Below are 20,835 nucleotides of genomic sequence, written 5' to 3'. Positions count from 1 at the left end.
CAGAACAGGCCATTGCTCGTCGACAACACGCCTCCATAGTGCCTGGTGCGGCACCCACGGCAGTATTCGCGCCAGGTTCCGCGCCGTTTTCTGCCTGTTGGTCGTCGCGCGACGCGATCGACAGCCCAGGTGTGGAAATCAGCGCGGAGCTGTACCCGCCGGCTTACTTGGGCCGCTTACCGGCCGTCACTTCCTCGGGGTATTCGGGATAGAAGGGCACGTAGCCCTCCTCACGACCGGCCAACACATACAGCGGATCCTTGACGTCGGTGCCGTAGCCCTGCTTGCGCAGGTCGACCTTCTGGCTCTTGAACGTCGAGGTGTGCGCCAGTTCGGAGACGACACGGACGAACAGCGGCACGGCGTAGGCCGGCAGGTCGCTGTAGAACGCGTCAGCGACCTCCTTGCCGTCGAACTCGTGGTCGGCCTTGAGCTGCAGTGCAGCCATGCCGGCGCGGCCGCCCGCACCGGGCACCTCCACCCCGAACACGGTGCACTCGTCGACGCTCGGGTGCCCGGCGAGCGCGGCCTCGACCTCGGTGGTGGCCACGTTTTCGCCCTTCCACCGGAACGTGTCACCGAGTCGGTCGGCGAATGCGGCGTGGCCCAGGCCCTGGGAGCGCATCAGGTCGCCGGTGTTGAACCAGACGTCGCCCTCCTTGAAGGCGTCGCGGACCAGCTTCTTCTCACTGGCGGCCTTGTCGGTGTACCCGTCGAACGGCTGCAGCGCGTTGATCTTGGACAGCATCAGGCCGGGCTCGCCGCGCTTGACCTTGCGCAACCGGCCGTCGGCGCTGCGGGCGGGTTCGCCGCTGTCGGCGTCGTATTCGACGAAGGCGACCGGGCTGGGGCAGATGCCGGTGGACTTCGAGACGTTGAAGACGTTGACGAAGGCGGTGTTGCCCTCGCTTGCGGCGTAGAACTCGCAGACGCGCGGGATGCCGAACCGCTGGGTGAACTCGTCCCAGATGGCCGGGCGCAGTCCGTTGCCGACGATGACGCGGACCTTGTGTGCGCGGTCGGTCGCCTTGGGCGGCTGGTTGAGCAGGTAGCCGCAGATCTCGCCGATGTAGACGAACGCGGTCGCGCCGTAGTCGATGACCTCGTCCCAGAATCGCGAGGCCGAGAACGACTTGCCCAGCGCCAGTGCCGCGCCGGAGTTCAGTGCCGAACCGACCGAGACGGTCAGCGCGTTGTTGTGGTAGAGCGGCAGGCAGCAGTACAGGGTGTCATCGCTGTGCAGCCGCAATCCCAGACCGCCGAATCCGGCCAGGGCCCGCAGCCAGCGGTAGTGCGTCATGACACTGGCCTTGGGCATGCCCGTGGTGCCCGAGGTGAAGATGTAAAAGGCCTTGTCCTTGGCCAGGACTGCCGACGTGCTGGCCGGGTTGGTGGTCGGCGCGGTGGACGCCAGCCGGCGCAGCTCGTCGACCGTGATCAGCCCGTTGACCTCGGCCCCGCATTCGGTGACGTGCTCGACCAGATCGGCCTCGGCCACCACTGCGGCGGCGTCGAGCAGCCCGAAACTGTGGGCGAGCACCTTGCCGCGCTGGTGGTAGTTGAGCATGCCCGCGACGGCGCCGCACTTGACGATGGCCAGCATCAGCAGCACGGCGTCGGGCGAGTTGCGCAGCATCACCCCGACCACGTCGCCGTGTCCGACGCCTTTGGCGGCCAGCACCGCGGCGTAGCGGTTGACGGTCTCGTTGGCTTCCCGGTAGGTGATGCGCTCATCGCCGAACTTGAGGAAAACCCGGTCGGCGTACTGGGCCGCCCGCTCCTGGAACACCTTGCCGATCGACGTCTTGGCCGTCGGTCGGGCCATCATTCCGGTGACGACACCCCGCACGATGACCGGCGCATCCATCAGCAGACCGGGTACCTGGCTGGCGAGGTCGAGTAGGCCGACGCTGCTCCTGGTGCCCGATTTCTGGTCGGTCATGCGGTGTCCCCCTGCGCGTTGTTATGGGTCTCGAGATGGCTCTCGTGTGGCCAACACCATAGCCGCGCCTGGTAACCGCCGTTACCGCCGGTTCTAGGTAACCGCCTCGCACGCCTCGAGTGCGGCGGCGACCTCGTCGACCACGACCAACCGATCCAGGGCCGCCTCGCTCACGTAACCGGAGGCGACGAGCCCGCGCAACCAGTTCAACAATCCGTCGTAGTGGCCGAAGGGGTCGAGCAGCACCACGGGCTTCTCGTGCATCCCGAGGTAGCCCGCTGTCCAGGCCTCGAAGAATTCCTCCAGGGTGCCGATGCCGCCGGGCAACGCGATGAACGCGTCGGAGCGGTCCTCCATCTCCTTCTTACGTTCGCGCATGGTGTCGGTGACGACCAGTTCAGCGGCGTCCACATCGGCGAGCTCGCGGTGAACGAGCGCCTTGGGAATGACGCCGACCGTATGGCCGTTGCTGGAGCGGGCGGCCCGCGCCACCGCACCCATGGCCGAGACGTTGCCGCCGCCGGAGACCAACGTCCATCCGCGCTTGGCGATCGCCACTCCAACCTCACTGGCCAAGGCCAGCAGCTCGGGATGGGTGGGACCCGAGGCGCAATAGACACACACCGCAAACTCGCGGTCAGATTCACCGGACACGCACACAACCTAGAGGGTGCTGGTGAACCGCCGATGTCGGGTTGGGTGATGTCCGTCGGGTGACGCCCGTTGGGCGATGTCCGTTGGGTGATGGACTCGGCCCACCCCCCGCAGGGAGACTGGACGGAACTCGAAGGGCGATCCTGGTGATTGAAAGACGGCGATGACGGACAGCGACGAACAACCGACACGGTTGAGCCGCGAGTTCATCTTGGATGCCGCGATCGAGCTGATCGATCGCGAAGGTCTGACCAAGCTGACAATGCGTCGGCTGGGAACGGCCTGCGGCGTCGAGGCGATGGCGCTCTACCGGTACGTGCACAGCCGGGGCGATCTGCTGACCGGAGTCGTCAACCACATCGTGGACCGCCTCCACACCGATCAGCTCGCCGCGCGCCGGCAGGAGGACGGTTGGCAGGACTTCCTGGTTCGGCTCGGTCACGGCGTGCGTCAGATCGCCATCGAACATCCCGAGGTGTTCCCGCTCGTAGCGACGGAGGCACCTGAAGCGCCGTGGGTACGGCCTCCGCTGCGGAGCCTGCGCTGGATGGAGACCTTCCTGGAGACCCTCATCTCCTATGGGTTCACCGATGAGGCGGCCGTGGCCGCCTACCGGACGTACACCACGTTCCTGGTGGGTCAATTGCTGCTCGAAGTATCCGCTCGCGGCGTCGCGCTGAGTCCCGCCGAGGCGGTGCTCGACGACGAGCCGCGTGCCGATACGTCGCTGGCCGACTACCCGAACCTCCGACGGTTGCAACCGATGCTTGCCGAGGACCACAGCGTCGACGAGTTCGAAGACGCGTTGGAAGCCTTGCTCGACCGCATCGAAAGCTGGCTGAACTAGCGGTCGACGGAATCATGATCAAAGCCTGTTTACAACGTAAACAGACCCGGCTATGCTCGGTTTCACCGTGGAAACGCACCATGATCACCAGCTGCACTGGACGGCTCGAATCACAGCCGAAGGCCTCATCGTTCAGGTCTTCGGACAGGTGGATGCCCACAACGAATCCACGTGGGCACGCATGCTCGCCGAATCGGCGCGCGCCGCTCCCGAGGGTTCCTTGCTCATCATCGACGGCGGATCCCTCGATTTCATGAGCTGCGGGGCGCTGGTCGCCCTGGCAAAGCAGGCCGTCGACAGCCGCCAGAAAGGTGTCACCCTGCGGCTCGTCACCACGCATTCGAGCATCCGGCGAATCATCGTCGAATTCGGTATGGACGACGCGATCTCGGCGCACCCGGACGTCGATTCGGCGTTGAAAGGCGACTGCCCACCATAGGATTCGGTGGATGGCTGTCGACTGGGTGATCGCACCGCGTGACCGCGCGCTCGACGGCCTGGAGGTCGGCCTGCACGAACGCCGCGGCGCCGCCCTAGTGGGCCCCGCCGGGGTGGGCAAGACATCAGTGGCCCGAACCGCGGCCGAACACCTCGCGCCCGATTTCCGTCGTGTGCTGTGGATCACCGGCACGGAATCAGCTGCGGCAGTTCCCTTTGCGGCGGTCGCGCACCTGATCGACATCCCCTCGGCGGGCAAGACCGCCGACGTGATGCGCGCGGCACGCGAGACGCTCGGATCCCAGTTGCTGGTGGTTGTCGATGACGCGCATCTACTGGACCGGTTGTCCGCGGCGCTCGTGTACCAACTCGCCGTGACAGGCGCGGCCAAACTCATCGTGACCGCGTCCGCAGGGGCGCCCGATGACGTCGCGGCGTTGTGGGCTGACCGGCTGGTGAACCGCGTCGAGATGTCACCGCCGGGCCACGACGACGCCCGGCTGGCCGATCAGGTGGACACGTTTCTCGCCGACCTGCCCGACGACGTGGCAGTGGTCTTGCGACAGCTGGCAGTGCACGATCCGCTGCCACTTACCGATCTGACGGCTCTGACCAGCGCCGATGCCGTGCAGGCGGCACAACACAGCGGCGTCGTTCGCGTCGACGACGATGTGGTGCACTGTGTGCATCCGCTTTTCCTGAGCGCCATGCGGGCAACCATCGGCGGACCCGGCCTGCGACGGTTGCGCAACACGGTGATCCAGCGGTTGGCCACCGCGCCGCGCCCCGGTGTGGTGGACCGGCTGCGGGTGGCGGTGCTGGCCCTCGACAGCGACGTGTCCCTGCCCGCCGATGAACTCGTCGACGCGGCAGGCGAGGCGCTGCGGTTGGGCGACCTGGAGTTGAGCGAACGGCTGGCGCGGGCCGCGACCGTTTCCGGCGATGAATCCAATCCCCGTTTCACGGGTCTCCTGACATTGGCGTATGCGTTGGCCTGGCAGGGCCGCGGTCGCGAGGCCGACGCCGTGTTGGCACAGATCGACCCGGCCGGTCTTTCGGAGGACCAGCTGATGGCGTGGGCGCTGCCGCAGGCGGCCAATCAGTTCTGGATGCTGTCAGAACCCGAGCGCGCCACGGCGTTCCTGAAGGCCACCCGCCGACGGGTGTCGACGCCGCGGGCGCAGACCACGCTCGACGCGTTGGCGGCGACCTTTGCGATGAATGCCGGTGCGCCACAACGAGCTTTGGGCCTGGCACTGGAGGTGCTGGCCTCCCCCGCGGCCGATGACACCGCGGTCGGCTGGGCGGGGTCGACGGCGGCGCTGAGTTGCGCGCGCCTCGGCGCCTTCGACCGGGTGGACGCGATGGCCGAGCGCGCAGTGGCGGCGGGGCATCCAGGCCTGTTGCGGTTCACCAGCGGGTTCGGCCAAACCACCGCGCTGCTGATGACCGGCCAACTGGACCGGGCGCAGGAGCTGGCCCAGCGGATCACCGATTTCACCCAGCTGCTGCAGCCGGGACGCGCCGTCGGCGAGGTGCTGACGGCCGATGTGTTGCTGGTGCGCGGTCAGTTTGACGAGGCGATTGCCTTGTTACGCAAGGCAACTGCCGCGTTAGCGCCGACCGGGTATTCCTGGGGCCCGCTGGCCTGGATGTTGTTGGCCCAGGCGCTCGGGCAACGAGGCATGCCGGTTGAGGCCGGAAAAGCACTGTCCCGTGCGGAATCTCGGCACGGGCTCAAGTCGATGCTGTTCGCGCCGGAGCTGGCACTGGCCCGGGCCTGGACGTGTTCTGCCCGTAAGGATCCGGTGGGCGCGGTGACCGCGGCGCGCGAGGCAGCCAAAGCCGCTGAGCGCGGCGAACAGTCCGCGGTGATGCTTCGCGCCTTGCATGATGGCGTGCGTCTTGGGGATGCGCGCGCCATCGACGCGCTGGCCAGGGTGGATCTGGATTGCGTGTTCGGGCGGCTGACGCTGGACCACGCCCGCGCGTTGTCGGCCGGCGATAGTGCGGCGTTGGCCGACGTCGCCGAGCGGTATCGCGACGTCGGGATGCTCGCGGCTGGGAACGATGCCGCGCGTCAGGCGTCTGCGTGAGCTATAACCTCGCGGCGATCCTTCTGGACCGCCCAGACCTCACTGTCAAGGCGACCCCTCCCACTGGACGCCTTACCTGGTGACCAACGGCGATATTTCGCGCGCAGCACCCACCCATGCCGACAGTAGAATGCGCAGTCAGAACCGCATGATCTCCAGGGGGCTCGATGAACCAGTTGTTCGCCAACACGGATGCCATCCAGGGCTTGCAAGGGATCGTCGGCGGTGTCGGTGACGACATCGGCAGCTTCAAGAATGCCTTCTCGGGCCCGTCGGACCTCGCATCGAGCCAGGGCCCCATCGGATTCCCGGTTCACAATGCTCATGGTGGCGCGATGTCGTCCCGGGACGGCGCGCTCGGTGCCACCCAGGTCGCTGCCGGCCGGATGGCCGATTTGCTCGGCCAGGCGTCGAAGGCCTACGAGCGTGGCGATCTGGCCGCCGCCGAGCGGCTCAAGGCCCAGGCCGATGCGCTCGGCGGAAGCTCCTCGGCATCCACGGGTGGCGGTGGGGGCAGTGCTCCGGCGGCAGGCGGTGGCGGCGCCGACGGTGCGGGCCAGATGATGGGCCAATTCAGCCAGATGGCCGGGCAGATGATGCAGTCGGTCACCCAACCGCTGCAGGGCCTGTCCCAGGCCATGACGCAGGTGCCGCAGCAGGTCATGCAGGGAGTGCAAGGCATCGTCGAGGCCGCCACCCAGGCAGCCGGAGGTGGCGGCGACGCTGCGGCCACAGCAGCGGATGTCGGCGGCGCGGGAGCCGAGGACGCCATCAAGGCCAATGCCACCGGCCATGAGGGCCCCGGGGACGGCCAGGGCAATGGCTCCGACAGCGGCCCGGCTGATCCGCACGACGACAAGCACGATGGCAAAGACGACAAGAACGACTCCGAGCCCGAGCCCGAGCACCGGGCCGAGGCCGGCGCCAGTGCACTTGGTCACCACGAACGACTCGGCGATCGAGCTTCGGCCGGGGTGCGGTCGGAGGACGGTTATGGCGTCAGCACGGTACCGGCCCAGGTCCACAACATCAGCCCGCGCCGACAGTAGCGCTCAGCTCGCCGCCTTCCAGCCGCAGCCAGCGGTCGATGCCGATCGCTTCCAGGAACCGTTCGTCGTGGCTGACCACCACGAACGCCCCCCGGTAGGCGTTCAGCGCCGATTCCAACTGGCCCACGCTGACCAGGTCGAGGTTGTTGGTCGGCTCGTCCAACAGCAGTAACTGGGGTGCGGGTTCGGCATAGAGCACGCAGGCCAGCGTCGCCCGCAACCTTTCCCCGCCCGACAATGCCGCGACCGGCAGGTGGATGCGGTCACCGCGAAACAGAAACTGCGCCAACAGGTGCATCCGCCGGGTGTGTGACAGGCTGGGCGCGGCGGCCGCCAGGCTCTCGGCCACCGTACGGTCCTCGGTCAGCAGATCCAGCCGCTGCGACAGGGAGGCGATGCGCCCGTCACCCCGCTGCACCGTGCCTGAGTCGGGCTCCAATGCGCCGTCGATGATCCGCAGCAATGTCGATTTGCCCGCGCCGTTGGGACCGGTCAGGGCGATGCGCTCCGGCCCGCGGATGGACAACCCAATACCGTTGTCGGCAAACAGTTTCTGTCCGCCACGGCTGATCTGTAGGCCTTCCCCGGCGAAGACCGTGCGCCCAGCGGGCACCACGGTATCGGGCAGGTCCAGCGCAATCACATTGTCATCGCGCAACATTCGTTCGGCTTCGTCAAGACGGTTGCGCGCCTCATCGACCCGTTTGGCGTGCACATCGTCGGCGCGGGCCGCCGATTCCTGCGCATCGCGTTTGAGCTTGCCGGCCACGATCTTCGGCAGACCGGCGTCCTTGACGTTGCGCGCCGCGTTCGACGAGCGTCGGGCGGCCCGCTCCCGCGCCTCCTGCATCTGCCGCTTCTCGCGCTTGAGCTGCTGCTCGGCGTTGCGGATGTTGCCCTCGGCCACCGACTGCGCAGCCTGCACCGTTTCCTGATAAGCGGTGAAATTGCCTCCGTAGAAGATCATTTCGCCGCGGTACAGCTCGGCGATCTGATCCATCCGGTCGAGCAGCACCCGGTCATGGCTGACCACCAGTAGGCAACCCGCATAGCTGTCGAGCGCCTCATACAGCCGCTGCCGGGCCGCACTGTCCAGGTTGTTCGTGGGCTCGTCGAGCAGCAGCACACTGGGCCGCTTCAGCAGTTGAGCCGCCAATCCCAGGGACACCACTTCCCCGCCGGACAACGTGCCCAACCGGCGATCGAGCGCCAGGCCGCCCAGCCCGAGTCGGTCCAACTGGGCACGCGAGCGTTCCTCGATGTCCCAGTCATCGCCGATGGTGGTGAAGACCTCCTCACTGGCGTCACCGGCGGCCAAGGCTGCCAATGCATCCAGCACCGGAGAGATCCCCAGCACCGCCGCTACGGTGAGATCGGCTGTGAACGGCAGGCTTTGGGGCAGATAGCCGACGACGCCGTCGGCCGTCACCGAGCCCGATGAGGGGCGATACTCCCCGGCGATCAGTTTGAGCAGTGTGCTCTTTCCGGCGCCATTGGGGGCCACCAGCCCGGTATGGCCGGGGCCGACGGTAAACGACAGGTCGGCGAACAGCTCGACGTCATCGGGCCAGGAGAAAGACAAATGGGAACAGACGATAGACATGCTGGTACTCCAAGATGATGCGGGCATCACGCACCGCAAAAAGGAACAGGGTGACGAATCGGCTCTCGGGGATCACCCAGAGATGTCGTCAGGTCCCAGCATGTTTTCGGCCCACCTCGGTTGACAGCAGATGCGTTACCCATAGTACGCACGGGTGCAACCGGTTTTCGGTTCAGAACGTTCCGCGCAACTGATCCAGTTGGCGCCGTTCACGTTTCGTCGGCCGGCCGGCACCTCGATCGCGGACCGGAACGGCAGCCACGATCTCTTTGGGCGGCGGTGGCGGGCTGCGGTCGATCAAGCATTCGGAGGCCACCGAGGGCCCGACGCGTTTGGCGATCGGGCGGATGACCTCCACGATCCGCTCCCGCCCGTCCAGCCGGACCCGCACCTCGTCACCGGGGCTGACGTGTTGCGCCGGTTTGGCGGGCACATTGTTGACCCGGACGTGTCCGCCGCGGCAGGCGGCCGCGGCCGCGGACCGGGTCTTGGTGATGCGCACGGCCCAGATCCAGCTGTCGACGCGAACGGTACTCACGTCAGGTAGCGCCGCAGCATGTCGGTGGTGGCGGTGATCGCGGCGACATCGACCCGTTCGTCGACCTTGTGTGCGAGGTTGGGGTCACCCGGCCCGTAGTTGACCGCCGGAATTCCCAGCGCAGCGAACCGCGACACGTCCGTCCAGCCGTACTTGGCGCGAACGTGTCCGCCGGCAGCGGCCACCAGCGCGGCAGCGGCGGGTTTGGCCAACCCCGGCAGGGCGCCCGCGGCGGCATCGGTCAGGTCAATGGTGACGTCGAGCCCGTCGAACACCTCGTGCACGTGGGCGACGGCCTGCTCGACGCTGCGGTCGGGGGCGAATCGGAAGTTGACGGTCACCGATGCGGCGTCGGGGATGACGTTGCCGGCGATGCCACCGTCGATACGGACCGCCGACAGCCCTTCCCGGTAGACACAACCGTCGATGTCGACGTCGCGGGGCTGATACTTGGTGAGCCGGTCCAGCACGGCGCCGAGTTTGTGAATCGCGTTGTCGCCCAGCCATGATCGGGCGGAATGGGCGCGGGTGCCGGTGGCGCCGACGACGACGCGGATGGTGCCCTGACAGCCCGCCTCGATGAAGCCACCGGAGGGTTCGCCGAGGATCGCGACGTCGGCCTGCAGCCAGTCCGGCAACTCGCGTTCGATGCGGCCCAGGCCGTTGGCGCTGGACTCGATCTCCTCGCAGTCGTACATCACCAGGGTGATGTCGTGGCTGGGCTCGGCGATCGTCGCGGCCAGGTGCAGGAACACCGCGTCACCCGACTTCATGTCCGAGGTGCCGCAGCCCCACATCTCGCCGTTCTTGATGTGGCTGGGCAGGTTGTCGGCGGCGGGCACGGTGTCGATGTGCCCGGCCAGCATCACCCGCGAAGGGCGGCCCAGGTTGGTGCGGGCCAGCACCGCATCCCCGTTGCGGACCACCTCGAACCACGGCGCCTGCGCGCGCAGCGCAGCTTCGATCTCGTCGGCGATGCGCTGCTCGTGACGTGACTCGCTGGGGATGTCCACCAAGGCAGCGGTCAGCGCGACCGGATCGGCAGTCAAATCGAGCGATGAGCCGCTTGCGCGAAGAGCCGAAGAGTGCGCCACGGTCCTCGACATTAGTCCAGTACCGTGTAGCAACGTGACTGCAGCATCTGGCGTCGGCCTGGCCACCATCACCGCCGACGGGACCGTCCTTGACACCTGGTTTCCCGCCCCTGAGCTGAGCGCCTCCGGCGAGGCCGGCACGGTGAAGCTGACGGGTGACGACATTCCCGCGGATTTCGCCGGGCTGACCGGCCCCGATGCTGACCGCGGCGTCGAGGTGGTGGCGGTACGCACCACCATCACCTCGCTCGATGACAAGCCCGCCGACGCGCATGACGCCTACCTGCGGCTGCACTTGCTGTCGCACCGGCTCGTGGCCCCGCACGGCGCCAACCTGGACGGCGTCTTCGGTGCGCTGGCCAACGTGGTGTGGACGAACTTCGGGCCGTGCGCGGTCGAGGGCTTCGAGACGGTGCGCGCGCGGTTGCGGCGGCGCGGTGCGGTGACCGTCTACGGCGTCGACAAGTTCCCCCGCATGGTCGACTACGTGCTGCCGTCGGGCGTGCGGATCGCCGACGCCGACCGCGTCCGCCTGGGCGCACACCTCGCCGCGGGGACCACGGTCATGCACGAGGGCTTCGTGAATTTCAACGCCGGCACCCTGGGCACCTCGATGGTGGAGGGCCGGATCTCGGCAGGTGTGGTGGTCGACGACGGCTCCGACGTCGGTGGCGGCGCGTCGATCATGGGCACCCTGTCCGGCGGCGGCAAAGAGGTGATCTCGGTCGGCAAGCGTTGCCTGCTGGGCGCCAACTCCGGCCTGGGCATCTCGCTCGGCGATGACTGCGTGATCGAGGCCGGGCTATATGTCACCGGCGGCACCAAGGTCACGATCTCTGATGGCGGCCAGACTGCCACTACCACCAAGGCCATCGAACTGTCCGGCGCGAACAACCTGCTGTTCCGCCGCAACTCGCTCTCGGGCGCGGTCGAGGTGGTCAAGCGTGACGGCACCGGCATCACGCTCAACGATGCGCTGCACGCCAACTAGATCGGCACGCCGAGTGTGAACAAGGTGGCGAACTTTCGCGGATTATTCGCCATCTCGTTCACGTTGGGCGGGCGACTCAGGTGCACGGTATCCCGTGCGGGCCACCGATCCAGTGACCTGGCGGGGATTGCCACGGGCACCATTTCTTGATCTGCCCTGGCGGTAGGTTGGGGCCCGGATTCCAGTCGACCCAGCCTGGCCCCGGAATCCATGGAATGTTCGGACCGTGACCAGGGTCAGCCTGCGCTGTCGCCGTACCCAGTCCGAAAGATCCGACACCGAGCGCACCGGCGATGATTGCCGTTCCAGCGATCTTCTTGATATTCACGTGTGGCCTCCAATACAACGGCAGGTTGACGTGCACTTTCTGACCCCTCTATCGCCCAAGGTACGCCTTTTGTTAGCGCGCCGGCGGTGGTAGCCCGCTCAAGCACGCGGAACTACTCGGCGGCCAGCACGCAGAATTCATTGCCCTCGGGGTCGGCCAGCACCACCCACGTCTCGTCGCCCTGCCCCACGTCGGCAGGGCGAGCACCCAAACCGATCAGCCGATCCACCTCGGCCTGCTGATCGTCGGGGGTGAAGTCCGGGTGCACCCGGTTCTTGACCACCTTGCCCTCGGGCACGGCCGTGAACAACCACGTGGGCCCTGCACCCGGCGGTGGGGTCAACAGAACGTCACCCTCGGAATCGGTGTGCCGAGGCCAGCCGAGCGCCTCCGACCACCAGGCTCCCAACGCTTCGGGATCCCGCGCGTCAATGCAGATCTCTGAGAATCTCAGTCCCATTGCGCCAGTTCCTTTTTCATCACCTTGCCCATCGCGTTACGGGGCAGGCTGTCCACCAGCCGAACTTCGCGAGGCCGCTTGTGTGCTGAAAGTTGTTGGGCGACAAACTCGATCAGCACGTCGGGCGTAGCATTGCCGACGACGAACGCGACGATGCGCTGCCCTAGGTCCTCGTCAGGCATTCCGACGACAGCGACCTCGTCGACACCGTCATGACCCAGCAGTGCGGTCTCGATCTCACCGGCCCCGATGCGGTATCCGCCGGACTTGATCAGGTCCACCGATTCGCGCCCGACGATGCGATGCATGCCATCGGCATCGATCACCGCGACGTCGCCGGTGCGGTACCAACCGTCGGGGTCGAAGGCGTCGGCGGTGGCCTCGGGCCTGTTGAGGTAGCCGCCGAACACCATGGGGCCCTTGATCTGTAGCCGTCCGATGGTGTCGCCGTCGTGGGGCACCGGGGCGCCGTCGTCGTCGACGAGGCGGGTCTGCACCCCGGCCAGCGGCAGCCCGACCCAGCCGGGCCTACGCTCACCGTCGACCCGGGTGCTGATCGTGATCAGCGATTCGGTGCTGCCGTAGCGCTCTACCGGGGCGTGCCCGGTCAACCGGACCAACTCGTCGAACACCGGCACCGGCAGCGGTGCACTGCCGGAGACCAGCAGTCGCGCCGTCGAAAGAGCCAACGCCGAGTCGAGATCCTTGACCACTCGTGACCACACGGTGGGCACTCCGAAGTACAGCGTGCCCTGGGCCTGTGCGTACGCGGCCGGTGTCGGTTTCCCGGTGTGTACGAAGCGGTTTCCGATCCGCAGCGAGCCGAGCAGGCCCAGCACCAGGCCGTGCACATGGAAGAGCGGCAGCCCGTGCACCAGGGTGTCGGCGGCGGTCCACTGCCACGCTGCGGCCAGCGCGTCGATGTCGTCGGCGATGGCTCGGCGGCTGATCGGCACGCCCTTGGGTGCTCCGGTGGTCCCGGAGGTGTACATGATGATCGCAGTCGAATTCGGTGGCGGTTCGGGATAGCGGTGCCAGGACCGGGCGTGCAGCCGCACGGGGATGTGGGGCAGCCCCTCGGTCTCCTGCGGCCTTTCCCCCAGCCAGGCCTGGGCGCCGGAGTCGGTGAGGATATGCCGGCGCTCTGCCGTGCCGACGTCAGCGGGGACCGGGACCACCGGCACGCCGGCGATCAGGCACCCGATGATCGCGAGAACTGTCGTCGGGGTCGGTGTCGCCAGGACGGCGACGCGCTGCGCGACAGCCACCCGCTCGGCCACTGAGGTAGCGGCGCCGACGAGATCACTGCGGCTCAACACAGCACCGTCGATGGAAACGGCGTCGTCGAGTTCGGCGCCGGCGGCGACGGCCGCGGGATTCAGGGAGGCCAGCAACACTCTTGTCAGGCTACCGGCGTGCCATCCGACGATCCCACGCACTCGACAAGATGCGAAGTTGGCGACAGGCTGGTGCGTATGGGCACGGCTGCGCGCGACCGCGACGACTCCGGTCGGCCCCGCAGCACTCGTCCGCGTGACACACTCGGCCGGCCATTGCCCTACGGCAGTGAAGGCGTCGCACGGATTCCCGATGACCTGGAGCTCTCACCCGCCGAAACTCTCGCCTACGCCCAGGATCTACTCGATCGCGGCCACGCGTTCAACGCTCACGAAGTCCTCGAAGCGGCGTGGAAGAACGGCCCGGAGCACGAACGTGCGCTCTGGCAGGGATTGGCACAGCTGGCCGTGGGCATCACCCACGTGCAGCGCGGCAACCGGAGCGGCGCTGCCGCCCTGCTGCGCCGCGCCGCCGCGCGGCTCTCGCTCGTCGACCAACCGGCGCCCTATGACGTCGACGTCTCCCGCCTGATCGACTTCGCCGGCACCCTCGCCGACGACGCCGAGCAGCCCGGCGATATTTCCGCGCAACGGTTGCGCACCCATCTGGTGACCGCGATTCGGCAGACCGCGACGCGCGAGGTGTACCGGAACAACTGGCTGACGCTGCGCGAGGACGAGATCGTCCGGGCCGACGGCAGCACCGGCGTGTACGCCGTGGTGGACAAACCGACGTATGCCCTGGTGATCCCGTACGACGCCGATGGCGATCGGTTCCACCTCGTCGAACAGTTCCGCTACCCGCTGGGGCTGCGGCGCTGGGAGTTCCCTCAGGGCACCGCGCCCGAGCAAGAACATCTGGACCCGACTGCGCTGGCCCATCGTGAGCTTCGCGAAGAGACCGGGCTGCAGGCCGGAAGTATGCAACGGCTCGGTCAGCTCGATGTGGCGGCCGGAATGAGCAGCCAGCGCGGCTGGGTGTTCCTGGCGACGGACCTGACCGAGGGTGAGCACGAACGCGAGCACGAGGAACAGGACATGCACAGCGCGTGGTTCTCCCGCGAGGAGCTGAACCGCAAGATCGGTGACGGTGAGATCACTGACGCCCAGACTCTGGCGGCATTGACATGTCTGCTGTTGCACGAGAGCAGAATTCGCCGTTGACATCAACTGAGGTTGAGGTTCTAGCGTCGACCGCGTGAGCCAACCAGAGGTGATAGTCGACCAAGTTGTCCTTCGAGACGGGTTCGTTCCGTTGATCGATATCAGCAGCGCCCGAAACGGAGACAAGCGTCAACGTCAGGCGGTGGCCGACGCCATCGGCCGATGCTGTGAAAGCAGCGGCTTTCTCCTGCTGGCCGGCCACGGTGTGCCCGATGCGGTGATCGAGGACGTGAACCGTGCGGTGCGCGAGTTCTTCTCGCTGCCGCGCGGTGTCAAAGAACAGATCGGGGCAGATCCCGCTGATCCACTGGCCCGCGGATTCAGCTGCGCAGGCAAGCTCGCGGCCACCAACGACGGAGCCGACCGGGCGGCCGAGCACGAGTCACCTGACCACGTCGAGAAATTCGTGTATATCCCGCTGGGCAATCCGGAGGGTTTCGACGGGAACGGCTGGACCGACGAACGTGTGTCCGTAGCCGAACGCTGGCCCGACGTGCCGGGATTCCGGACGGCCTACCAACGCTATTACGACGAGATGGCCGTGCTAGCCGGCGAATTGTCGCGGCTGTTCGCGTTGGCCCTGGGGCTGCGCGAAGACTGGTTCGACACTTTGATCGACCGGCACAACTCCAACCTGATGGCCAACCACTACCCGAACGACGACCACCCGGCCGGCCATATCCGGCTGAGCCAGCACAGCGACTGGGGCAACCTCACGATCCTGCTGCAGGACGAATCCCAGAGCGGGCTACAGGTTCTCAACGATCGTGGCGAGTGGCTTGACGTACCGGTGGTGCCGGGCTCGTTCGTCATCAACATCGGCGACCTGCTGGCCCGCTGGACCAACAACCGTTGGGTCAGCACGGTGCACCGCGTGGTGAGCACCGGCGCACCCACGGAACGGTTCAGCCTGCCGTTCTTCCACCAGCCCAATTTCGACGCAGTGATCGAGTGCATTCCGACCTGTGCCACAGCCGACGACCCGCCGCGGTATGAACCGGTGATCTCGGGGCCCTATCTGCTCGACAAGTTCAGGGTCGCCTACGACCTGAGTGCTCGCTGATATTGCTTCAGCGATGCTCGGCCAGGGCCCGCAGGAAGAACATCAGGTTGGCCGGGCGCTCGGCCAGGCGTCGCACGAAGTAGCCGTACCACTCGTTGCCGAACGGAACGTACACCCGCACATGGTTGCCCGCCTCGGCGAGCCGGCGTTGTTCGGCATCGCGGATGTTGTAGAGCATCTGGTACTCGAAACCGTCGACACCGCGGCCGAATTCGTCGGCTAAACCCGGTACCGCGTCGATGATCTCCGGGTCGTGTGAAGCCACCATCGGGTAGCCCGAACCGGCCATCAGCACCCGCAGACATCGCAGGTAGGAGTCGGTGACGTCCGCCGCGTCGCGGTACGCCACCGAGGCGGGTTCGTCGTAGGCACCCTTGCACAGCCTGATTCGAGCTCCCGACGCCGCGAACTCGCGACAGTCGGCTTCGGTGCGGTGCAGGTAGGCCTGTAGAACTGTTCCCAGCCAGTCGAATTCGGTACGCAGGTCACGCACGATCGTCAGGGTCGAGTCGGTGGTTGTGTGGTCCTCGGCGTCCACGGTCACCCAGGCCCCCACGTCACGGGCCTTGACACAGATGGTGTGGGCGTTCTCGTAGGCGATCTTCTCGCCGTCGCGCGGGAGCGCCTGGCCGAGGGCCGACAGCTTGAGCGACACTTCCAACGGTCGCACTTTCGCATCGGTGTCGCCGCGGCGCGCCAGTCCGTCGAGCAGGGTCAGGTAGGCCTGCACGGTACGTTCGGCGTCCTCGGTGCTCGTGGTGTCCTCGCCGAGGTGGTCGACACTGACGAAGCGGCCCGAATCCCGCAGCGCACCAACGGTGTCAAGTGCATCGGGCACGGTCTCCCCCGCCACAAAACGGTCCACCACCTTGCGGGTGATCGGGAGACGTTCGGTCGTGTGGCGCAGCCGCGACGAGTGCGATGCGGCGAGGATCGCCGGGCGGGCAACCCGCTGAAACACGCCCATCTCAGACCCCCATGTGCGGGTAGATGTGGTTGGTGGGCGGCACGAAGGTCTCTTTGATGGAGCGCGCCGAGGTCCAGCGCATCAGGTTCGACGGCGAGCCGGCCTTGTCGTTGGTGCCCGAGGCGCGCGATCCGCCGAAGGGTTGCTGGCCGACGACGGCGCCGGTCGGTTTGTCGTTGACGTAGAAGTTGCCTGCGGCATTCCGCAGTCGGTCGGCGGCAGTGAGCACCGCACCACGATCGTCGGCGATCACCGCGCCGGTCAGGGCGTAGCGGGCGCCGGTGTCCACGACATCGAGGATGCGTTCGTACTCCGCGTCGGGATAGACGTGCACGGCCAGGATCGGACCGAAGTACTCGGTGGAGAAAGCCTCGTCGGTCGGATCGTCGGAGAGCAGGACGGTGGGCCGCACGAAGTAGCCCTCACTGTCGTCATATTCGCCACCGGCGGCGATGGTCACGCCGGCGGCACCCTTTGCCCGCTCGATCGCCGCGACGTTCCTGGCGTAGGCGCGGCCGTCGATGACGGCCCCGCCGTAGTTGGTCAGGTCGGTGACATCGCCATATTTCAGTTCCGAAGTGGCCGAGAGGAACTCGTCACCCATTCGGTGCCATACCGAGCGTGGGATGAAGGCCCGAGAGGCGGCCGAGCATTTCTGCCCCTGGTAGTCGAAGGCACCGCGAATCAGGGCGGTGCGCAGGACATCTGGACGGGCCGAGGCGTGCGCGACCACGAAGTCCTTGCCGCCGGTCTCGCCGACCAGACGTGGATAGGTGTGGTAGCGGTCGATGTTCGCACCGACCTCACGCCACAGGTGCTGGAAGGTGGCGGTCGAGCCGGTGAAGTGGATGCCGGCCAGTCGCGGCTCTGCCAGCGCCACCTCGGATACGGCGATCCCGTCGCCGGTCACCAGGTTGATCACTCCGGGCGGCAGCCCGGCGGCCTCCAGTAGCTGCATGGTCAGGTAGGCCGCGAACGTCTGGGTGGGCGAGGGTTTCCACACCACGGTGTTGCCCATCAGGGCGGGCGCGGTGGGCAGATTGCCTGCGATGGCGCTGAAGTTGAAGGGCGTGATGGCGTAGACGAAACCTTCCAGCGGCCGGTGGTCGGTGCGGTTCCAGACACCGGGGCTGCTGATGGGCTGCTGCGCCAGGATCTCTCGGGCGAACTCGACGTTGAACCGCCAGAAGTCGATCAGCTCGCAGGGGGCATCGATCTCGGCCTGATAGGCGGTTTTCGACTGACCGAGCATGGTGGCCGCGGCGATCTTCTCCCGCCATGGACCGGACAGCAGGTCGGCCGCGCGAAGGAACACCGCGGCGCGTTCGTCGAACGGCATCCGGGCCCAGTCGGACTTGGCGGCCAGTGCGGCGTCGATGGCCGCAGCGGCGTCGGCGTGTTCGGCGTTGGTCAGGGTGCCCAGCTTCGCGCTGTGGCGATGCGGTTGCACGACATCGATGCGCGTGCCGCCGCCCATCGTGTGCTTGCCGCCGATGACATGCGGCAGGTCGATCGGGGCGCCGGCCAGTTCGCCGAGCGCGGTGGTGAGCCGGGCGCGTTCCCCCGAGCCCGGTGCGTAGTCGTGAACCGGCTCGTTGGCCGGCGCGGGCACGTCGGTGATGGCATCCATGAGTCAAGAATCCCCGAAGTGACCCACGTAACACTTGTCCGATCCGACAAGCGTTACCGCGCATATCAGTAGAATCAGACAATATGCGCGCTACCGGTGTCAGCCTGGGCCAACTGCTGTTGGCACTGGACGCCACGCTGGTCCGGCTCGTTCAGGCTCCCCGCGGCCTCGATCTGCCCGTGGCCTCGGCTGCGCTGATCGATTCCGATGACGTGCGCCTGGGCCTGGCCCCGTCCGCAGGTGCGGCCGACGTGTTCTTCCTGCTCGGGGTCTCCGAGGCCGACGCTCTGCGCTGGGTCGACCAGCAGGCCGTGCGCCGGGTGCCCGCTGCAATCTTCATCAAGGAGCCGTCGGGCACCGTCGTCGAACGTGCGGTGGCGGGAGGCATCGCGGTGGTGGCCGTCGATCCACGGGCTCGATGGGAACGGCTGTACCGGCTGGTGAATCACGTCTTCGAGCACCACAGTGACGGCGCGCTTCACGATTCGGGCACCGACCTGTTCGGCCTGGCCCAATCCGTGGCCGAACGCACGCACGGCATGGTCAGCATCGAAGACGCCCAGTCACACGTTCTGGCGTATTCGGCCTCCAGCGACGAGGCCGATGAGCTGCGCCGGCTGTCGATTCTCGGCCGGGCGGGCCCGCCGGAGCATCTGGCCTGGATCGCCCAATGGGGCATCTTCGACGCGCTGCGGTCTCGGCCGGAGGCAGTGCGGGTGGCCGAGCGGCCTGAGTTGGGATTGCGCCCCCGGTTGGCGATCGGCATCTTCGCACCCACCGTCGACGAGCGACGGGCCCCGGCCTTCGTCGGCACCATCTGGGTGCAGCAGGGCAGCCGCCCGTTCGCTGATGATGCCGAGGATGTACTGCGCGGCGCCGCGGTGCTGGCCGCGCGGATCATGGCCCGGCTGGCAGCCACTCCGTCGACCCATGCCGTACGGGTGCAGGAACTGCTGGGGCTGGGTGAGCCCGATGCTCCGGTCGAGGTGGAGTTGATCGCAAGAGAACTGGGGGTGGCCGTCGACGGTCGGGCCGCGGTGATCGGCTTCGACAGCCGCGCCGGAGACGCGAGAAATGCCGGCGGACCGCCCGACACCAGGCTCGCCGACGTGCTGGCGTTGAGCGCCAGCGCTTTTCGTCACGACGCTCAGATGGCGTCGGCCGGGTCCCGCGTCTACGTGTTGTTCCCCAGCACCGGCAAGGCAGTGACGTCGTGGGTGCGGGGCACCGTGGCGGCGCTGCGAGCCGAGCTGGGGCTGCAGCTGCATGCGGTGATCGCCAGCCCGGTGGCCGGGCTGCCCGGCGCTGCGGGTGCTCGCGCCGATGTGGACCGGGTGCTCGACACTGCCGAGCGCCATCCCGGAACTCTGGCCGCGGTCACCTCACTGGCCGAGGCCCGCACCACGGTGCTGCTCGACGAGATCGTCACCGCGATCGCCGCCGACGACCGGCTGATCGATCCACGGGTGCAGACGTTGCGCGCCGACGAGCCGGTGCTCGCCGAGACCCTGGGTGTGTACCTGGACTGCTTCGGCGACGTCACCGCGGCCGCCCAGCACCTGCATGTGCATCCCAACACCGTGCGGTACCGGATCCGGCGGGTGGAGCAACTGCTGGGCGCCTCACTCAACGACGCCGACGTGCGGCTGCTGCTCGCATTGAGCCTGCGTGCCACGACGTGAGCCCAAGCATGGGCCGCCCGCAAGCGGTCACGCAAACCATTTGGAGGCGATTGGTCGTATGACCTATAGTTAGGTCATGCGACCGCTAAATAATGATTCCCCATCGTTTACGCGGACGGCGCGACGAAGGCAGATCGTCGACGCTGCGATTGACGTGATCGCAGAGATCGGCTGGGAGCAGACATCGATCCGCAAGGTCGCTGACCGCGTTGGGATCGCGATGAGCGCAGTGCAGTATCACTTCGGCACCAGAGATGGGTTGGTCGACGCGATAGTCGAGCACACGATTCGTACCGCTATCGCAGCCGTAGGGCCGGCGGTCTCGGCTGAGGTCACCGCCACGGCCAGGTTGGCTGCCTACATCCGGGCGAGCGTCTCGTACTACAACGATCATCGCAGGCTGCTCGCAGCGGTGACGTACATCGAAAACGAGTATCGGCCCGGTGGAGTCGGAGCAGATGAGCGAAAGCTTGATCCTGCACTACGCGAAGAAGCCCGGGTTCTAGATCCGACGGGGAACTTGACTGAAGGGCGAGAATCCGGTGAGTTCAACGATTTCCCGGTGGCGGCAGTGGCCATTGCACTGCGTGCAGCGATTCATGCAGCGGTTGAGAACATCCTCCGTGATCCTCAGTTCGATGCTCTCTCATACGGAGAAGACCTCATCGCAATCTTCGGCCGTGCCGTCGGAGTGAAACGCTGATTCCGGCGGTCCGACGTCAGGTCGCCTCGTCCGCCATGGAGTCAACGGAGCTGCCCACGGTTGCCCGGCGTGGCCGGCACAACATGGGCTACGTGCGATTGCGATCGACAGGGCGGCGGCGTAACTCTCCACGCTCACAAGCTATCTCCGTCAAAATCGCCCTTCCCAGCCTCGATTCCACGCCTTGCACAGGGCCTACCAAGTGGCCGACGCGAAGGAGAAAATATGCTGCGACACTACGATGATCAA

General features: G+C 66.9%; 18 protein-coding genes and 1 pseudogene. 10 read left to right on the top strand and 9 right to left on the bottom strand.

What is annotated here, in order from left to right:
• Positions 1–163 precede the first annotated feature (163 nt).
• The gene (gene fadD6 / locus ACZY08_RS20350) at positions 164–1,942 is read right to left on the bottom strand and encodes a long-chain-acyl-CoA synthetase FadD6 (RefSeq protein WP_463746413.1); all 1,779 of its coding nucleotides are present in this window, start codon (positions 1,940–1,942) and stop codon (positions 164–166) included.
• Between the two features lie 93 nt (positions 1,943–2,035).
• Positions 2,036–2,596 carry an LOG family protein gene (locus ACZY08_RS20345; RefSeq protein WP_463746412.1) on the bottom strand — a complete coding sequence of 187 codons (561 nt, stop codon included), beginning with the start codon at positions 2,594–2,596 and terminating at the stop codon, positions 2,036–2,038.
• A 163-nt stretch (positions 2,597–2,759) separates the two neighbouring features.
• On the opposite strand from ACZY08_RS20345, the gene ACZY08_RS20340 reads away from it, so the two are divergent.
• The 4 genes from ACZY08_RS20340 to ACZY08_RS20325 all read left to right on the top strand — a co-directional run bounded on the left by ACZY08_RS20340 (position 2,760) and on the right by ACZY08_RS20325 (position 7,026).
• On the top strand, positions 2,760–3,443 hold the full coding sequence (locus ACZY08_RS20340) for a TetR/AcrR family transcriptional regulator (protein ID WP_463746411.1): 684 nt from the start codon (positions 2,760–2,762) through the stop codon (positions 3,441–3,443).
• A 67-nt stretch (positions 3,444–3,510) separates the two neighbouring features.
• Positions 3,511–3,882, top strand: a complete 372-nt coding sequence (locus tag ACZY08_RS20335; RefSeq protein WP_463746410.1) for an anti-sigma factor antagonist — start codon at positions 3,511–3,513, stop codon at positions 3,880–3,882.
• Between the two features lie 10 nt (positions 3,883–3,892).
• On the top strand, positions 3,893–5,977 hold the full coding sequence (locus ACZY08_RS20330; protein WP_463746409.1) for an AAA family ATPase: 2,085 nt from the start codon (positions 3,893–3,895) through the stop codon (positions 5,975–5,977).
• A 167-nt stretch (positions 5,978–6,144) separates the two neighbouring features.
• Entirely contained in the window at positions 6,145–7,026 is an 882-nt protein-coding gene (locus ACZY08_RS20325) for a type VII secretion target (RefSeq protein WP_463746408.1), read from the top strand.
• On the opposite strand, the gene ACZY08_RS20320 is transcribed toward ACZY08_RS20325, so the two are convergent.
• The 3 genes from ACZY08_RS20320 to dapE all read right to left on the bottom strand — a co-directional run bounded on the left by ACZY08_RS20320 (position 7,007) and on the right by dapE (position 10,261).
• Positions 7,007–8,629, bottom strand: coding sequence for an ABC-F family ATP-binding cassette domain-containing protein (locus tag ACZY08_RS20320; RefSeq protein ID WP_463746407.1), 1,623 nt, complete (start codon positions 8,627–8,629; stop codon positions 7,007–7,009). The genes ACZY08_RS20325 and ACZY08_RS20320 overlap by 20 nt on opposite strands.
• 172 nt (positions 8,630–8,801) lie before the next feature.
• The gene (locus ACZY08_RS20315; protein ID WP_463746406.1) at positions 8,802–9,167 is read right to left on the bottom strand and encodes an RNA-binding S4 domain-containing protein; all 366 of its coding nucleotides are present in this window, start codon (positions 9,165–9,167) and stop codon (positions 8,802–8,804) included.
• Positions 9,164–10,261, bottom strand: coding sequence for a succinyl-diaminopimelate desuccinylase (gene dapE, locus ACZY08_RS20310; RefSeq protein ID WP_463746405.1), 1,098 nt, complete (start codon positions 10,259–10,261; stop codon positions 9,164–9,166). The genes ACZY08_RS20315 and dapE overlap by 4 nt, the downstream gene beginning before the upstream one ends.
• A 10-nt stretch (positions 10,262–10,271) precedes the next feature.
• Between dapE and dapD the strand changes: the two genes are divergently transcribed.
• Complete coding sequence (dapD, locus tag ACZY08_RS20305) at positions 10,272–11,252, top strand: 2,3,4,5-tetrahydropyridine-2,6-dicarboxylate N-succinyltransferase (protein ID WP_463746580.1); 981 nt, start codon at positions 10,272–10,274, stop codon at positions 11,250–11,252.
• Between the two features lie 440 nt (positions 11,253–11,692).
• Here dapD and ACZY08_RS20300 read toward each other — a convergent pair whose 3' ends face one another.
• Both ACZY08_RS20300 and ACZY08_RS20295 read right to left on the bottom strand, forming a co-directional pair.
• On the bottom strand, positions 11,693–12,040 hold the full coding sequence (locus ACZY08_RS20300) for a VOC family protein (protein ID WP_463746404.1): 348 nt from the start codon (positions 12,038–12,040) through the stop codon (positions 11,693–11,695).
• Positions 12,031–13,437, bottom strand: a complete 1,407-nt coding sequence (locus ACZY08_RS20295) for an acyl-CoA synthetase (protein WP_463746403.1) — start codon at positions 13,435–13,437, stop codon at positions 12,031–12,033. The genes ACZY08_RS20300 and ACZY08_RS20295 overlap by 10 nt, the downstream gene beginning before the upstream one ends.
• A gap of 78 nt (positions 13,438–13,515) precedes the next feature.
• Here ACZY08_RS20295 and ACZY08_RS20290 point away from each other — a divergent pair.
• From ACZY08_RS20290 to ACZY08_RS20280, 3 genes and pseudogenes are all read left to right on the top strand, one after another.
• Positions 13,516–13,986: pseudogene (locus tag ACZY08_RS20290) on the top strand (DUF309 domain-containing protein); the annotation flags it as partial.
• Positions 13,987–14,541 carry an NUDIX domain-containing protein gene (locus tag ACZY08_RS20285; RefSeq protein ID WP_463746579.1) on the top strand — a complete coding sequence of 185 codons (555 nt, stop codon included), beginning with the start codon at positions 13,987–13,989 and terminating at the stop codon, positions 14,539–14,541.
• Positions 14,542–14,575: 34 nt separating this feature from the next.
• Positions 14,576–15,604 carry an isopenicillin N synthase family dioxygenase gene (locus ACZY08_RS20280; protein ID WP_463746402.1) on the top strand — a complete coding sequence of 343 codons (1,029 nt, stop codon included), beginning with the start codon at positions 14,576–14,578 and terminating at the stop codon, positions 15,602–15,604.
• A gap of 7 nt (positions 15,605–15,611) precedes the next feature.
• Here the strand turns inward: ACZY08_RS20280 and ACZY08_RS20275 are convergent, their stop codons facing one another.
• Complete coding sequence (locus tag ACZY08_RS20275) at positions 15,612–16,571, bottom strand: proline dehydrogenase family protein (protein WP_463746401.1); 960 nt, start codon at positions 16,569–16,571, stop codon at positions 15,612–15,614.
• A gap of 1 nt (position 16,572) precedes the next feature.
• On the bottom strand, positions 16,573–18,201 hold the full coding sequence (gene pruA / locus ACZY08_RS20270) for an L-glutamate gamma-semialdehyde dehydrogenase (protein ID WP_463746400.1): 1,629 nt from the start codon (positions 18,199–18,201) through the stop codon (positions 16,573–16,575).
• Between the two features lie 83 nt (positions 18,202–18,284).
• Here pruA and ACZY08_RS20265 point away from each other — a divergent pair, with 83 nt between their 5' ends.
• Together ACZY08_RS20265 and ACZY08_RS20260 are read left to right on the top strand one after the other, a co-directional pair.
• Positions 18,285–19,883: a PucR family transcriptional regulator gene (locus ACZY08_RS20265; protein WP_463746399.1), complete on the top strand. Its 1,599-nt coding sequence runs from the start codon at positions 18,285–18,287 to the stop codon at positions 19,881–19,883.
• Positions 19,884–19,959: 76 nt separating this feature from the next.
• The gene (locus ACZY08_RS20260) at positions 19,960–20,586 is read left to right on the top strand and encodes a TetR/AcrR family transcriptional regulator (RefSeq protein WP_463746398.1); all 627 of its coding nucleotides are present in this window, start codon (positions 19,960–19,962) and stop codon (positions 20,584–20,586) included.
• Positions 20,587–20,835 lie beyond the last annotated feature (249 nt).

The sequence above is a fragment of the Mycobacterium sp. IDUB_9 genome (genome assembly GCF_055419505.1).
Note: the sequence above shows the minus strand (reverse complement) of the source record. Positions and strands in the feature narration are given on the sequence as shown.